Genomic DNA, 15,590 nt, shown 5'->3' with positions numbered 1-15,590 from the left:
TCTAATCACACCACGATTATAGTTTGGAGTGGACGATAAGAATAATAAACAAAAAAACGCTCAACAAACTAAGAGTTTTTTGTTTACATATTCAAGAAAGCTTTTCTTGATTCATCCGTATCTTCTTTGTTAAACATTTTTATGAAATCAAAGTAATCAGCAATTCTATCATCGGGAACTGGTATTAATTGTTTCTCCGTTACAACTTTGGTTTGATTTAATCCCCATTTTTGCAGGAGCTTGGCTAATTCGTCTGATATTCGAATATCACGTTCACGAATCTTGTCTAATCCCCAATCATTATATGAATGGGATAATTCAATTAGGATTTGAATATTAGATTTTTCATAACTATCCTGTTTCTTCTTAAAGTAACCATTACTAGCAATGATATTCAGCTTTTTTTCAAACGGAATTTTATTACCAATATGTTCGACTAATATTTTTACTTCTTTGTCAGAGGAGTTAGGGAAGTAAGTTGATTGCCATTTTTGCGGAAGGATATGTTCAATTTCCCATCTATCAGGCAATAGCTCTGTTTGATCTTGATAAGCTAGAATTTTTAAAATCATTCTAACAGTATTACGATGGGCGCTCTTAATACTTTCTTTAAGAACATCTTCATCAATAGGTGAAAAATCAAATTGTGGTGTAGGGGATTTAATTATTTCTGCATCCAAATTTAGAATACCTCTTTTAACGGCATTAATCGTTGGCGTAACAATATACCTTGCACATAGTACGGCTAATAAATGTTGTAGAAATGTTAAAAACTCTGATTCGAAGTTGTTTTTTTTCAGGTATTTCAGATAGTAAATGACTACTGGATATTTCCAAAATTCATTTGGATATGATGTTAAGGAGTCAAGGGTCTGTCTAATCTGAATGTTTTTTGACCATGGCTCATCGTCGAGTTCAATTCGATTATTAATAACAATCCATAAGTTCAAAATCGTTTGTAAGTCTTTCATTACATCTGTTTGGTAAATACGCTTAAAATTATCACTAGAGTAATATTTTCTAATACCAGGTGTTGTAGTTTTTCGATCATTTTCTAAAGCTCTTAAGTAGAACATATAGTAATAGAATAATTTTTGGATACTTTCATTGGCATTGGAGGCTTCATCATTCAATTGTTGCCATAGCTCAATAAAGTCATTTTTGTCTGATTCATTAAGATGATTGTATATTTTTGCCTTAAAGATATCAGCATCAGAGAGTGCCAAACCACGATCATTTAGTGTTGAAAAGATTGTTAAAGCTGTATCCTGAGAATCAGCTGTGATAGGCAGTAGAATAGCTTTATTTAATACATTACGTATGAACCAATAAAATAATTCCGGCTGGCTGGTAGCGTACTTTTCAATTAACTTGGTAAATAGATTGTAATTTGATGAATAGTTGTCTTTGGCATTTTGATCAGTTTTTCCAGTAACAAGAATTTTTGTGAAGGCTTCATTTCCTTCATCCCCCATAACTTTCGATACAATCAAAGTTTTGCTGAAGTCTACAGCGGCTGTAAGCTCATCTTGTTCCCAAAGTGCCGATTCAATCTGTGATTTGAAATTTTTTGATTCTGGCGTTTCTACCATTGATTCTAATTTTGAATATAGGGCACGCAATAGCAGAAAAAGAGATGTTATTCGTTGCTGTCCATCAATGATCTCTTGTTGGTTATCATCGTTTTCATATGACACGATGGTACCTAAAAAATAAGTGCTTTCGTTGTTATTTTCAGTATATTCTACCAAATCATCAAATAGAGTTTGAATTTGTTCATCAGTCCATGCATATGGTCTTTGATATTCTGGAATTACAAATTTCTTTGTTTTACCGCTTTCTAAAAGCTGTTTAACACTTTGTTTGTTAACCTCAATGGTTGTTGCCATTATAATTCACTCCCTGACTCATAAATATACCAATATTTTAACATAGGCTAGAATTCGAATAGATTGATATTTGAATGATTTTGTCGACTGGATAGGATTTTGGATTTACGATAAGGTATCATGTAGTTAATAGTAATGTTGAAAAGGGGCACTAGCATGGCTGATGTCAGTAATAATAGGATTATAGACAGTTTAAAAAGAAAATTTAAAAACGGTAGTCGATTTGTTTTCTGGTATGATAATGATGCTGAGTTTACCGATGAATTAAATGATATTGATGATTCACTGTCGGGAATTGCACAGGTAATTATTTTAAAAAAGGGTGAACAGTTAAAAACTAAAATGAAGCTTTTGTCAGCTCCAGAAGATGAAAAAATTTTAGTGTATTCACCAGAAAGACAACCAGTACTTGAGAGAAACCATCTAAGAGATATGGTTTTGTATTCTGATACATTTACAGCAGATGCTCAAGAAATGATTAGACAAGATCTCAGTCTGCCTGAAAAGTTAAATCCATTTGTTAAAAATTACGCAAAATTCTTTGCCAGTAAAGAACGTCGGAATAAATTTGCTAGATATGATGTGGAAAGTTTTATTGATACACCCGATATGGCAATTTTAGCTACGATTGTTAATTCTAATCAAAGGGTCGTTAATTTCTTTGATATTCTCCGTATTATCTTATGTGAAGACATTCATGATAATAAATATCTAACTGAATTTGCCAAGTATGATATTTTGGATGATTTTTGGGAACTAATTAGAAAGATATTTAATTATGATGAAAAGCAACCAAGTTTAATAAAACTTGCAGCATCATTATTTTTAACTGAGACCTTTCATCAAATGGGATTGGATGTTCCTAAACGAGTCGCTAATTATGATTTATCAGATAAGTATTCGAATGCCAGTACTTTTGTAAATCAATTCAGTAATTTCAATTTTGTTGATGGTGACAAGTTTGAAAACTTGGCTGATGAGGTTTGGGGCTTAGTCGATGGAAATACGTTATTTAAAAATATTAAACCTGATGACTTAGCTAAATCTGATGTATTTGGTATTTTTGATCGAAGGATCTTACTTTGGGAACAAAGACGTTTACTATTGGGCGATTTTGACAATCGTCTTAATAATATGACATTCCCCGAATTGGTGAATCAACGAATTGAACTTCATTATGGATCTAAATATAAAGTTGTATATAATATGATTCTTAGTGCATGGAAACTACTTTCATCAATTGGTCGTAAACTCGCCAATAATACTGAAACAATGATCAATGATTATATCCAAAGTGGTTACTTAATTGATACATACTACCGTGAATTTATTCTAAGCTATCAAAGCTCAGGAATGATTGAGCAATTTATTGAAACTAAAAAGTTAGTTGAATCCAGTTATTCTAAGGATTATTTAGACGATTATAATTTTTCATGGACGGATCAACTTCGATACAACAGATTACCTAGTCGTCATTTGCAACGAAACTTTTATAAAAATTATATTGAACCAGAGCAAAACCGAATAGTTGTAATAATCTCTGATGCCTTTAGGTTTGAAGCCGCAAAGGAATTGCAAAAAAATCTTTCAATGGATGATCAAATTACAGCTCAGAAAATGGATTATCTGATATCTGGATTACCCTCAGTAACATATATGGGTATGCCGTCACTGTTACCGAATGATAATTTGGAATTAGTTGATAAAAAATTATTAGTTGACGATAAAGAAGCTATTGATATTAAAACCCGGGAGAAAATTCTAGTTAATCGAAATGCTAATAGTGCTGCTTATTGGTTAGATTCACTAAAAGGTGCTTCCTCAAAAGAGATTAAACAATTGTTTGCTGGTAAAGAGGTTGTTTATATTTATCACAATCATATCGATGCGATTGCTGATGATCCAAAAACTGAAGATGGTGTTTTTAAAGCAACTCAGGAAGCAATTAAGGAAATTCAAGATTTGATTGCCCGATTAAGAACCCAAAGTATTAGTCAATTTTATGTCACAGCCGATCATGGTTATATCTATCGCAACGAAAATCTAACAGATACTGATAAAATTTCAGAAGATGTCAATGCTAATGATTTAAAATCACAACGTTATATTGTTAGCGAAAAAGTAATTGATGAACCAGGAATTTCTAAACAACTTATGGGGGATGTTTTGGATAATGATGATCAACGATTTGTCTACTATCCTCAAACGTCTAATGTTTTTAGGGCCGCTGGATCGGTTAATTATGTTCATGGAGGAGCATCATTACAGGAAATGATTGTACCTTTGTTAAATATAAAAGCCACTTCAAGCAAGTCTAAGGCTGAAGATGTTCAATTACAGTTAGTCAGTTCTAATAGAAACATTACTTCTCTAGAGGTACCAATTCGGTTATTGCAAGCTGCACCAATTAGTTCTACGGTGAGACCAGTTATGTACGAAGTTTACTTTGTTGATGACAATAAGGAACTTATTTCTGCCAAAATTTCAGTAAATGCCAATTTAAAAGTTGATAAGGTTGAGGGTAGAATAATTGATCTATCAATTAACTTAATTGATAAAAATTATGATAAGAGTAAGAAATATAATCTTGTTATTAAGAATACAAATACTGGTGAAATTTCAAAAGCAACATACAACATGGATATTGCTTCATTTGGAGATTTTGATTTTTAATATATATTTCACCCGACCAGACGTTCGTCTGGTCTTTTTAATTTCTCCAAAAATTGATACAATATCATAGGTAAAGATTGGGGATAAAATATAATGAAAATACTTTTCGTTGGCGATGTCGTTGGTTCAGTCGGCATTAAAGCTATAGAGACATATCTACCTGAGATCAAGCAACGTGTGAAGCCACAATTAACGATTGTTAATGGTGAAAATGCTGCTGGTGGTAAGGGAACTAAAGAACCCGATTATCAAAAAATCACGCGTGCTGGTGCTGATGTTGTGACCGGTGGTAATCACACTTGGGACAAACGTGAGATCCTAGACTTCATCGATGATCCAAAGAAAAATATTCTCCGTCCATATAATTTTCCTGGCGACCATGTTCCTGGACGTGGCTACCTCGAAATCAAAGTTAATACGAAAAAAGTTTATGTCATCAATATGATGGGAACTGCTTTGATGGCACCAATCGATAATCCATTTCTTGAGGCAGACAAACTGATCAAGACTTTGGATGAAGATGCTATTAAGTTTGTTGATTTCCATGCTGAAACAACTAGTGAGAAAATTGCTTTTGCTAATTACATGGTTGGCCGTGTTTCCGCTGTCTGTGGGACACATACTCATGTGCAAACAAATGATGCACAGGTTATCAACAAGCAAACTGCTTATTTAACTGATGTTGGGATGACTGGTTCATATGACGGTATCCTGGGTGACAAAAAGGAACCAATTATCAACCGTTTCCTAACTCAACGTCCTAACAAGTTTGATGTTGACGAAGATGGCCGAATGCAAATTGGCTTTGCTGTGATCGATATCAACGACACAACTAATAATGCTCGTAGTATTAAAAATTATGTTATTACACCTAATAATCAATCATTTTTGAATTAAAAACGGAGGGTATTCATGCCTCAAAAAACTAGAGAAACACCAATGATGGAGCAATATCTGGAGTATAAAAAACAATACCCAGATGCTTTTTTGTTGTATCGTGTGGGTGATTTTTATGAAATGTTCTACGATGATGCGGTCAAAGGTTCCCAGATTCTAGAACTAACTTTAACGGCGCGAAATAAAAAGGCTGGCGAGAATATTCCAATGTGTGGAGTGCCTCATCATGCGATTGAAGGATATATCGACACCCTTGTGGATAAAGGGTATAAAGTTGCCGTTTGTGACCAACTAGAAAATCCCGCCGACGCTGAAGGTAAAATGGTCAAACGAGGTGTTACTCGAGTAGTTACACCTGGTACCATCATGGATAAATCAGACCAATCAAAAGAGAATAACTATATTACCGCCATTACAGCGACTAAAAATGTCTTTGGTTTGGCCTATGCTGATCTCTCAACTGGTGAAGTTAAAGTTACATCTGTTGAGAATCAATTAGATTTAACTAATGAGTTACAGAATTTGGATACTAAAGAAACGGTTGTTTCCGGAAGTTTTCCACAGAAGTATCTCGATCAACTGCGTAAATATGGAATCTTGATCTCTAAAATTGAGGAATTAGAGGAAAACTATACCTTTGATTTTTCACAAATCATCGATGAGAGTGAAGTATCCACCGTTAAGCTGTTGATAAGTTATTTGATCAAAACACAAATGCGTTCCCTTGATCATTTGAAACCAGCTCAATCTTACGAAACTTCTTCCTATTTATTGATGGATCATTCAGCCCAAAGTAACTTGGAGTTGTTCAAGAATATTCGGACTAACAAGAAGTCAGGGACCTTGTTGTGGTTGTTAGATGAGACAAAAACTGCGATGGGTAGCCGTTTGTTAAAGCAATGGTTAGCTCGTCCGTTGATTTCTGTCAGTAAGTTAAAACGTCGGCAACATTTTGTACAAGTCTTTTTAGATAATTATTTCCAAAGATCATCCTTCCAAGATTATTTGACAAAGGTCTATGATTTGGAACGTTTAGCTGGTCGAGTAGCTTATGGAACGGTCAATGGTCGTGATTTGATTCAGTTACGCACATCTTTAGAACAAGTACCTGAAATCAAGTCGATTCTTTTGGATATCGGTGACGATGAATTAACAACCTTTGTGGAAAAGATTGACGAAGTTTCTGACATCAGAGAACTTATCGACAAGGCAATTGTGGAAGAAGCGCCAATTTCAGTTACTAATGGTGGTCTGATCAAAGAAGGCTACGATGAACAACTTGATAAATATCTTGATGCTTCCAAAAATGGTAAGCAATGGTTAGCTAGTTTGAAGGCTAAGGAACAAGAATTGACTGGGATCAATAATTTAAAAATCGGTTATAACAAGGTTTTTGGTTATTATATTGAAGTTAGTCATGCTAACACGGATAAAGTTCCGGAAGATCGTTACCAACGTAAACAGACTTTGGTCAACGCTGAACGTTACATTACACCTGAGCTCAAGGACAAAGAGAGCTTGATCCTTGAGGCTGAAGAAAAATCGAAGAGTTTGGAATACCACTTATTTGATCAAATTCGTAAGAAGGTTAAGGATCAGATTCGTCGAATCCAAGCTTTGGCTAATATTTTGTCACAATTAGATGTTTTACAAAGTTTTTCTGTTATCAGTGAGGAATATCATTACGTGGCTCCAGAATTTATTGATGATCATGAATTACAAATCGTCAATGGTCGCCACCCAGTTGTGGAAAAAGTTTTGAGTAATAATAGTTATATTCCTAATGATGTGAATTTCGACAATCAAACTGACATCCTGTTGATAACTGGACCTAATATGTCTGGTAAGAGTACTTACATGCGCCAGATGGCATTGACGGTTATCATGGCTCAGATTGGTTGTTTTGTACCCGCCGAATCAGCGAAGATGCCAATTTTTGATCATATTTTCACTCGTATTGGTGCCGCTGATGATTTAATTTCTGGTGACAGTACTTTCATGGTCGAAATGCGTGAGGCTAATGATGCCTTGAAGAACGCGACGGCTAACAGTTTGATCATTTTTGATGAAATTGGTCGTGGAACGGCAACTTATGATGGAATGGCCTTGGCTCAAGCAATCATTGAATATATCGACAAACACGTGAATGCTATGACAATGTTTTCAACGCACTATCATGAATTGACCGAGTTGGAAGAACAGTTGCCTGGTTTACGCAATGTTCACGTTGATGCTTCTGAGGAAAATGGCGATTTAGTCTTTCTACATAAAGTATTGCCCGGTCCAGCTGATAAATCTTACGGTATTCATGTGGCTAAATTGGCCGGATTACCAGATGATGTCTTGAGTCGAGCCACTAAAATTTTGAGTAGTTTAGAAGAAACTTCGGTTCACACAACCACTTCTGACAGTATCAAGGAACCTGCAGCATCAGAACCAATGCCGGTTGTTAAACCAGAACCTAAAGTGGAACCAGTAGCTGATGATTCTGAGATTGCTACAGAAGATGATGATGCTCAATTGTCACTCTTCCCAGAAGTAACTCAAAAGGTTAAAAAAATTTCAACTAAAGAAACACAAGTTATTAAAGAAATTAGTAATCAAGATTTAATGGGAATGACTCCAATGGAAGCCATGAATCTCATTTATCAATGGCAAAAGAAACTTAAATAAAAGAAGGTGGAAAAAGTGGGTATTATTCATGAACTACCAGTTGAATTAAGTAATCAAATTGCTGCTGGAGAAGTTATCGAACGCCCCGCATCAGTGGTTAAAGAGCTGGTGGAAAATTCCATCGATGCACAAGCAACGCAAGTTTTGATCACAGTCAAACAGGCTGGATTAAAATATATTGAAGTTAATGATAATGGAAAGGGGATTTCAGCTGATGATGTTGAAGTCGCCTTTTTACCGCATACGACTAGTAAAATCTCGAATGACCGTGATCTATTCAATGTCAAAACCTTAGGTTTCCGTGGTGAAGCTTTGGCTAGTATTGCCTCTGTTTCCAAGTTAACTGTTTTGACCAGTCAAGATGGTAAGTCAGCAGTTAAAGCTAAGTTTTCCGGCAATGAATTGTTGAAGAAGGAAACCTTTGCCCGCTCTAAGGGAACGACTATGACAGTGGAAGATTTGTTCTTCAATACGCCAGCTCGCTTGAAATATGTGAAGTCATTACATACAGAATTGAATAAAATTGTCGACATTGTTGACCGCTTGGCGATGGGGCATCCCGAAATATCATTCCGTTTGATCCATGAAGGTAAGGATTTGGTGTGGACTTCTGGTAACAACAATCTGCAACAGACGATTGCTGGAATTTATGGTCGAACTATTGCTAGTCATATGCTGGAGTTTGAAAATTCTGACCCTGATTATGAGATCAAAGGTTATTTTTCTAAACCAGATACTACTCGTTCCAACCGTTCATATGTTTCATTAATTCTGAATGGTCGTTATATCAAAAACTTTCAGTTGGCTAATGCCATCATTCGTGGATATGGTTCCAAATTGATGGTGGCTCGTTATCCAATTGCTGTTTTAGATATTAAGATGGATCCCAGTTTGGTTGATATTAACGTGCATCCAACAAAACAGGAAGTTCGTTTATCTAACGAAGGTCATATCGGTGATCTGATCAGTGAAGGGATTCGACAACGTTTATCAACGCAGAATTTGATTCCTGACGCGGTGAAGAACTTGGGACGTAAAGAAACTGCTATTCCTAAAGTTGATACGTATAAACCAGAACAGATTAGTTTTGCTGATGTCGCCGCAATTGATAAAATCAATGAACCATTGGGAACAGCCATGCCAACACAAGAACCGCCGGCAGAACCAAAAGAGCCACAGCAAACCTTGCCAGAACATATGGAAACGCCAATGACAGGGATGCCGATTTTTGACGATCCTGATCACTTGCAAGCTTGGGACCAACGAATGAAACAAGAAACTTCAGCCAAGGTTAAGGTCGTCGATAGTGACAATCCAACCGATACTAATGAAAATGTTGAAGAATCAGTTTCAACGGATAAACCATTCCCTGATCTTCGTTATATCGGTCAGATTCATGGAACTTATTTAGTTGCTGAGAGTGAAGATGGTTTTTACTTATTAGATCAACATGCAGCTCAAGAACGAGTTAATTATGAATATTATCGTCAAGAAATCGGCAAAGTTTCGAATGACCAACAGAAGTTATTAGTACCAATCGTGTTAGATTATCCCAACTCAGAAAGTATTTTGATCAAAGAAAAAAAGCCGATCCTAGAAAGTATCGGTTTATACTTAGATGATTTTGGTCAAAATAGTTTTGTCGTCAATACGCATCCAACGTGGTTTGTGGCTGGTCAAGAAGAGTCAACTATCAAAGAAATGGTTGACTATGTCTTAAATGATTCTAAAATCAGTGTCGCAAGCTTCCGTGAAAAAAATGCCATCATGATGAGTTGTAAACGGGCTATCAAGGCCAACCATCATATTGATGATCGTGAAGCCGTCCAATTGTTAAATAATTTAACTAAAGCGGAAAATCCTTATAATTGTCCTCATGGACGTCCAGTCTTGGTACAATTCAGTAACAAAGATCTTGAGAAGATGTTCAAAAGAATCCAAGATCCACATGATACAAGAGAGAGTGAATAAATATGTTTGAATACTTAAATGGTTTAATTTCTGCAGTTAGCCCTTCATATATTGTGGTGGATGTTCAAGGTGTCGGTTATAAAGTTCAAGTAGCCAACCCTTATCGTTATGAAGAAAATAAAACAGCTCGGGTCTATGTTGAACAAATCGTTCGTGACAATGAGCAAGCTTTATATGGATTTTATGATTTGAATGAAAAGAATATTTTCTTACATTTGATCAGTGTTTCCGGAATCGGACCTAAGAGTGCTTTGGCTATTTTGGCCGGACAAGACTTACAAGGTTTGATTCATGCGATTGAAAATGATGATGTTAAATACCTAACGAAGTTTCCTAAAATCGGTAAGAAGACCGCTCAACAGATTATCCTGGACTTGTCAGGTAAATTTACCGCTGAAGGTCAAATGACCCTTGGTGAAGCACCAGTTGTCTTTACTTCCGGTAATCAAGAATTAGAAGATGGTTTGGCTGCCTTGGATTCTTTAGGATATTCTCCTAAGGAAATCAGTCGGATCAAGTCGTTACTTGAAAAAGAGAATCTCAAGAGTGCCGATGAATATCTTCGTGCCGGTTTGAAATTACTTAGTAACTAAATAAAAATGAATCAATTATAGAAGGGAGTGTCAAAAATCAATAATAATGAAAATGATGATGAGCGTTTAACTGACGCTGATTCACTGGATGATATTGAAGATGTGGTAGAACAGACACTTCGTCCCCAAAGTTTTGACCAGTATTTAGGTCAAGAAAAAATCAAAAAAGAACTCGATATTTATATTAAGGCTGCTAAACAACGCCAACAAACCTTGGACCATGTTTTGTTATATGGACCTCCTGGTTTAGGTAAAACAACCTTGGCGATGATCATTGCTAATGAAATGGGCGTCAACATTCATACAACTACTGGTCCTTCAATTGAAAAATCAGGTGATTTGGTTGCCGTTTTGGATGAACTAGAACCAGGGGATGTCTTATTTATTGATGAAATTCATCGCATGCCTCGGGCAATTGAAGAAGTGCTCTATTCAGCGATGGAAGACTTTTACATTGATATCATTGTCGGTCAAGGTAGTGAATCAAGATCATTACATCACCAACTAGTTCCTTATACTTTGATTGGTGCGACAACTGCAGCCGGAAAACTTTCTGCCCCATTGCGTGATCGGTTTGGAATTGTTGAACGAATGGAGTACTATACCATAGATGAATTATCCAAAATTGTTTTCCGTTCAGCCCAAGTTTTGAATATCAAAGTTGATGAAGAAGGAGCACACGAGTTAGCCCGCCGTTCCCGAGGAACACCGAGAATTGCTAACCGTTTGTTAAAACGAGTTCGTGATTTTGCCCAAGTTGCTCACAAAGATACGATTGATTATGACATGGCTGAATCAGCCTTGAACCAATTACAAGTTGATAACGCCGGACTTGATCACTTGGACCGTCGAATCTTAAATATGATTATTGATCTATACGATGGTGGTCCAGTAGGACTAAAAGTTATCGCCGCCAATATCGGTGAAGAACAAGAAACAATTGAAGAAGTTTATGAACCATATCTCATGCAAATGGGATTCTTGAAGAGAACTGCCAAGGGGCGTGTAGTTACGAGAAAAGGTTATGAACACATGGGAGTACCTTATCCTGACAGGAATGAATAAAATCAAATACTTAGTTAATTGTTTTTAATATTAGCAATTTATAAATAAAAAATAGCTCTAGAATAATTAATGTTATAATGATTCAATTATTTTGGGGCTGTTTTGATATTTTGAATTTTTACTGACAAATAGTAGTTAGCAATAATCAAGTTAGATTATTTGAATATAGTAGGATTTGAATTTATCCGATGTATATATGGTTTTTAATCATATAATAATATTGAAAACAAAAAACTAGCTCGGAGCAGGAAAGAAAAAATGGCTCAATAGCGAAATTTTACTTATTCGGCGTACTTTGCCGGATTAGTAAAAGGCCAAGCTTGAAGACTCTTGGAACAAGAGGCTCCAAGTTGTGCCCGCTATGTTCCAGCCAATTTTTTCTTTCCTGCGGAGAGCGGCATCTTTAAACCAGCCTAGATAAACAAAGGAGAATTTAATATGTCACTATCAACTGAAGATTTTGATTATGATTTACCCGAAGAACTGATTGCTCAAACACCAATTAAGAATCGTGACCAATCGAGATTATTAGTTTTGGATCACGAAACTGGCGAGTATACTGATAAACATTTCTATGACATCTTGGATTATTTGAATCCTGGGGATGCTCTAGTGATGAACAATTCTCGAGTTTTACCAGCTCGTTTATATGGTGCCAAAAAAGATAGCAATGGTCATGAAGAAGTCTTGTTATTGAACAATATTGAAGGTGACAAGTGGGAAGTTTTGATGAAGCCTGCTAAACGTGCCAAGGTGGGAACTAAGGTTGAATTTGGCGATGGTCAACTTGAAGCTGAAGTTATCGAAGATTTGGAACATGGTGGGAAAATCATCGAATTCCATTACCAAGGTATCTTTATGGAGATCTTGGAACAATTAGGTGAAATGCCACTGCCTCCATATATTAAAGAAAAGCTTGATGATCCTGACCGTTACCAAACCGTTTATGCTAAAGAAAATGGTTCCGCTGCTGCTCCAACCGCTGGTTTACATTGGACAAAAGAATTGCTCCAAAAAGTTGAAGATAAGGGTGTTAAACTAGTTTACATTACCTTGCATGTTGGGTTAGGAACATTTAGACCAGTGACTGAAACTGATGTTGATAAGCATGTGATGCATTCCGAATTTTATCGTTTGGACGAGGATTCAGCTAAGACTTTGAATGAAGTTAAGAAGAATGGTGGCAAGATAGTTGCTACGGGAACGACTTCAATCAGAACTTTGGAAACTATTGGAACTAAGTTTAATGGTGAGATCAAGGCTGATTCTGGTTGGACCGACATCTTTATCAAACCTGGTTACGAGTGGAAAGTGGTCGATGAATTTATTACTAACTTCCATTTGCCAAAATCAACTTTAGTAATGTTGGTTGCTGCATTTACTGGTCGAGAAAATATTTTGAACGCTTATCATCACGCTGTTGAAGACAAATATCGTTTCTTCAGTTTTGGTGATGCAATGTTCATTAAGTAGAGGGAATATATGGAACCAGCTGTTAAATATACGTTATTAAAAAAAGAAAAACATACTGGGGCACGTTTAGGTTTGTTGGAAACTCCACACGGAACCTTTGAAACACCAATGTTTATGCCTGTTGGAACTGAAGCATCAGTTAAGAATATGTCACCAGAAGATTTGGAAAAGATTGGTTCAACGATTATTTTGGCCAATACTTACCATCTTTGGTTAAGACCTGGAGAAGATATTGTTAAAGAAGCTGGTGGCTTGCACAAATTCATGAACTGGGACAAGGGTATTTTGACTGATTCTGGTGGTTTCCAAGTCTTTTCATTGGCTAACAATCGTGATATCACCGAAGCTGGAGTCCATTTTAAGAACCATTTGAATGGTCGTCGGGAATTCTTGTCACCTGAAAAAGCTATGCAGATCGAGAATGACTTGGGACCTGACATCATGATGAGTTTGGACGAATGTCCGCCTTTCTTTGAAAGTTATGATTACATTAAGAGATCAGTTGCTAGAACTAGTCGTTGGGCTGAACGTGGTTTAGCTGCTCATCGAAATCCTGATTGGCAAGCTCTCTTTGGAATCGTCCAAGGAGCTGGTTTCGAAGATTTGCGTAAACAAAGTGCTCAAGACCTTGTTAGTATGGATTTTCCTGGTTATTCAATTGGAGGACTTTCAGTTGGTGAATCGAAGGGGGAAATGAACCGCGTACTTGATTTTACAACGCCGTTCTTACCTGAAAATAAACCACGTTATCTGATGGGAGTCGGGACAGCTGATTCCTTGATCGATGGTGTTATTCGTGGTATCGATATGTTTGATTGTGTCTTGCCAACGCGAATTGCTAGAAATGGTACTTGTATGACTAGTCATGGTCGTTTAGTTGTTAAAAATGCTAAATATGCTCGTGATTTTGGTCCAATCGATGATAACTGTGATTGTTACGTATGTCGTAACTATTCACGTGCTTACGTTCGTCATTTAATTAATGCGGATGAATTATTTGGCACACATTTGACGAGTTATCATAACTTGTATTTCTTGTTGAACTTGATGAAGGGTGTTCGTCAGGCTATCCGTGATGACAATTTATTAGAATTTAGAGAACATGTTTTTGAAGATTACGGTTTTAATCAGGAAAATGCTAAGAAATTTTAGAATATTTTGATAAGAAAAACCTACTAGTGTGGAAACAAACCAGAATCTTTGGTACTCTATACTTATGCAAATTATTAAGAGGTGGAAAATTTGAATATGCTTACATTAGGCGCCGCTGGTGCTGGTGGATCAATGGGACTTATGATCTTCGTCGTTATTATGTTCGTTGGTATGTACTTCCTATCTATTCGTCCACAAAAGAAACAACAACAGAAACGCCAAGCAATGCTTAAATCTATGAACAAGGGTGACAAAGTTGTTACACTTGGTGGTATTAAAGGAACAATCTCATCAATCAATCGTGAGAACAAAGAAGTTGTCGTTGATTGTGATGGAATTTACCTAACATTTGACTTAAACTTTATTCGTCGTTCTGAATCTACTGCTGATGAAACAAAGAAACCAGCAGAAAAGACAGAATCAAAGGAAGCCACTTCAACAGAAACTCCTAACTATACAAAAGATAGTGTTGAAACGAAGTCAGATGAACCAAAGACTGATGATGCTCCTGAGGCTGTTGAACCAAAAGCTGCTGAAGATGTTAAAGATGATACAAAAGAAGAAACAAAATAGTTAATTAAAAATTGAAATCCTAGGGTTTCAATTTTTTTATACCAAAAAAGCAAATCCTGATTGGGGGTTTGCTTTATTTTTTTCCTGTCCGAAAGACTTTATCTAAATAAACGTAGTCAACAAAGGGATTATAGGGCTGTTTGGTTCGATCAATCCAAAGATTAATAGCCTTGATGCGACCAATGAAGAAAAATTTATCCAGTTCTGTTTTATCGTCCTGATTTTCCATAACTGTATCAATTACAAATTGGAAGAAGCCATTTCTGAAATCAGCATCATCACTTTGGAATTTTAAAAGTGGTAATAATTCTAGATTGTTTATTTCAGCGATGGAAGAAAAAGGATGTTCATAAATGTCCTCAGAATTAAACTCGGTGTTGGTTCTTTGATGGGCCAAATATTGGTTTAGTAGGTCGTATTTATCGGTGAAATGAGTATAAAAGGTTGAACGATGAATCATGGCCTGGTCAGCAATTTCATTAATAGTGATTTTACTGAACGATTCCTTTGCCAATAATTCACGGAATCCCATAAAAATTAGTTTTTTAGTTCTTTGATTTTGTAAGTTTGCCAAAAAATGTCTTCCTTTTCTACAGTTAATAGATAATGTCTATTTTATCAACTGTATCTA

At 36.0% G+C, this 15,590-nt stretch carries 11 protein-coding genes; 9 read left to right on the top strand and 2 right to left on the bottom strand.

From position 1 onward, the window contains the following. Window positions 1–83: 83 nt before the first annotated feature. Entirely contained in the window at window positions 84–1,889 is a 1,806-nt protein-coding gene (locus IV57_RS10890) for a DUF262 domain-containing protein (protein ID WP_057881548.1), read from the bottom strand. Between the two features lie 156 nt (window positions 1,890–2,045). Between IV57_RS10890 and pglZ the strand changes: the two genes are divergently transcribed. The 9 genes from pglZ (at window position 2,046) to yajC (ending at window position 14,959) form a co-directional block, all read left to right on the top strand. Then, window positions 2,046–4,562 carry a BREX-1 system phosphatase PglZ type A gene (pglZ, locus tag IV57_RS10885; protein ID WP_057881547.1) on the top strand — a complete coding sequence of 839 codons (2,517 nt, stop codon included), beginning with the start codon at window positions 2,046–2,048 and terminating at the stop codon, window positions 4,560–4,562. A 93-nt stretch (window positions 4,563–4,655) separates the two neighbouring features. Further along, a complete protein-coding gene (locus IV57_RS10880) occupies window positions 4,656–5,459 on the top strand; it encodes a TIGR00282 family metallophosphoesterase (RefSeq protein ID WP_057881546.1) in 804 nt (267 codons plus the stop codon). A 15-nt stretch (window positions 5,460–5,474) separates the two neighbouring features. Continuing rightward, window positions 5,475–8,132, top strand: a complete 2,658-nt coding sequence (gene mutS, locus IV57_RS10875) for a DNA mismatch repair protein MutS (protein WP_057881545.1) — start codon at window positions 5,475–5,477, stop codon at window positions 8,130–8,132. Between the two features lie 15 nt (window positions 8,133–8,147). After that, the gene (gene mutL / locus IV57_RS10870) at window positions 8,148–10,103 is read left to right on the top strand and encodes a DNA mismatch repair endonuclease MutL (protein ID WP_057881544.1); all 1,956 of its coding nucleotides are present in this window, start codon (window positions 8,148–8,150) and stop codon (window positions 10,101–10,103) included. A 2-nt stretch (window positions 10,104–10,105) separates the two neighbouring features. Next, window positions 10,106–10,696 (top strand): Holliday junction branch migration protein RuvA, encoded by a 591-nt coding sequence (gene ruvA / locus IV57_RS10865; protein WP_057881543.1) that lies wholly within the window; start codon window positions 10,106–10,108, stop codon window positions 10,694–10,696. Between the two features lie 27 nt (window positions 10,697–10,723). After that, on the top strand, window positions 10,724–11,761 hold the full coding sequence (ruvB, locus tag IV57_RS10860) for a Holliday junction branch migration DNA helicase RuvB (RefSeq protein ID WP_236704361.1): 1,038 nt from the start codon (window positions 10,724–10,726) through the stop codon (window positions 11,759–11,761). A 438-nt stretch (window positions 11,762–12,199) separates the two neighbouring features. Then, window positions 12,200–13,234: a tRNA preQ1(34) S-adenosylmethionine ribosyltransferase-isomerase QueA gene (gene queA / locus IV57_RS10855; protein ID WP_057881542.1), complete on the top strand. Its 1,035-nt coding sequence runs from the start codon at window positions 12,200–12,202 to the stop codon at window positions 13,232–13,234. Between the two features lie 9 nt (window positions 13,235–13,243). Next, a complete protein-coding gene (gene tgt / locus IV57_RS10850; protein ID WP_057881541.1) occupies window positions 13,244–14,386 on the top strand; it encodes a tRNA guanosine(34) transglycosylase Tgt in 1,143 nt (380 codons plus the stop codon). 96 nt (window positions 14,387–14,482) lie between these two features. Further along, window positions 14,483–14,959, top strand: coding sequence for a preprotein translocase subunit YajC (yajC, locus tag IV57_RS10845; protein ID WP_057881551.1), 477 nt, complete (start codon window positions 14,483–14,485; stop codon window positions 14,957–14,959). Window positions 14,960–15,032: 73 nt separating this feature from the next. On the opposite strand, the gene IV57_RS10840 is transcribed toward yajC, so the two are convergent. Continuing rightward, complete coding sequence (locus IV57_RS10840; protein ID WP_057881540.1) at window positions 15,033–15,533, bottom strand: TetR/AcrR family transcriptional regulator; 501 nt, start codon at window positions 15,531–15,533, stop codon at window positions 15,033–15,035. Window positions 15,534–15,590: the final 57 nt, after the last annotated feature.

Origin of the sequence: Companilactobacillus kimchiensis, from assembly GCF_001438805.1 — a bacterium.
Taxonomy (GTDB): Bacteria; Bacillota; Bacilli; order Lactobacillales; family Lactobacillaceae; genus Companilactobacillus; species Companilactobacillus kimchiensis.
This window is presented reverse-complemented; position numbering and strand designations above follow the sequence as displayed.

Excerpts from the sequence above, each read along its gene's own strand:
- pglZ (WP_057881547.1), top strand. The coding sequence starts at position 2,046 with ATGGCTGATGTCAGTAATAATAGGATTATAGACAGTTTAAAAAGAAAA.
- queA (WP_057881542.1), top strand. The coding sequence starts at position 12,200 with ATGTCACTATCAACTGAAGATTTTGATTATGATTTACCCGAAGAACTG.
- mutS (WP_057881545.1), top strand. The coding sequence starts at position 5,475 with ATGCCTCAAAAAACTAGAGAAACACCAATGATGGAGCAATATCTGGAG.
- tgt (WP_057881541.1), top strand. The coding sequence starts at position 13,244 with ATGGAACCAGCTGTTAAATATACGTTATTAAAAAAAGAAAAACATACT.
- ruvA (WP_057881543.1), top strand. The coding sequence starts at position 10,106 with ATGTTTGAATACTTAAATGGTTTAATTTCTGCAGTTAGCCCTTCATAT.
- IV57_RS10880 (WP_057881546.1), top strand. The coding sequence starts at position 4,656 with ATGAAAATACTTTTCGTTGGCGATGTCGTTGGTTCAGTCGGCATTAAA.
- IV57_RS10890 (WP_057881548.1), bottom strand. The coding sequence starts at position 1,889 with ATGGCAACAACCATTGAGGTTAACAAACAAAGTGTTAAACAGCTTTTA.
- yajC (WP_057881551.1), top strand. The coding sequence starts at position 14,483 with ATGCTTACATTAGGCGCCGCTGGTGCTGGTGGATCAATGGGACTTATG.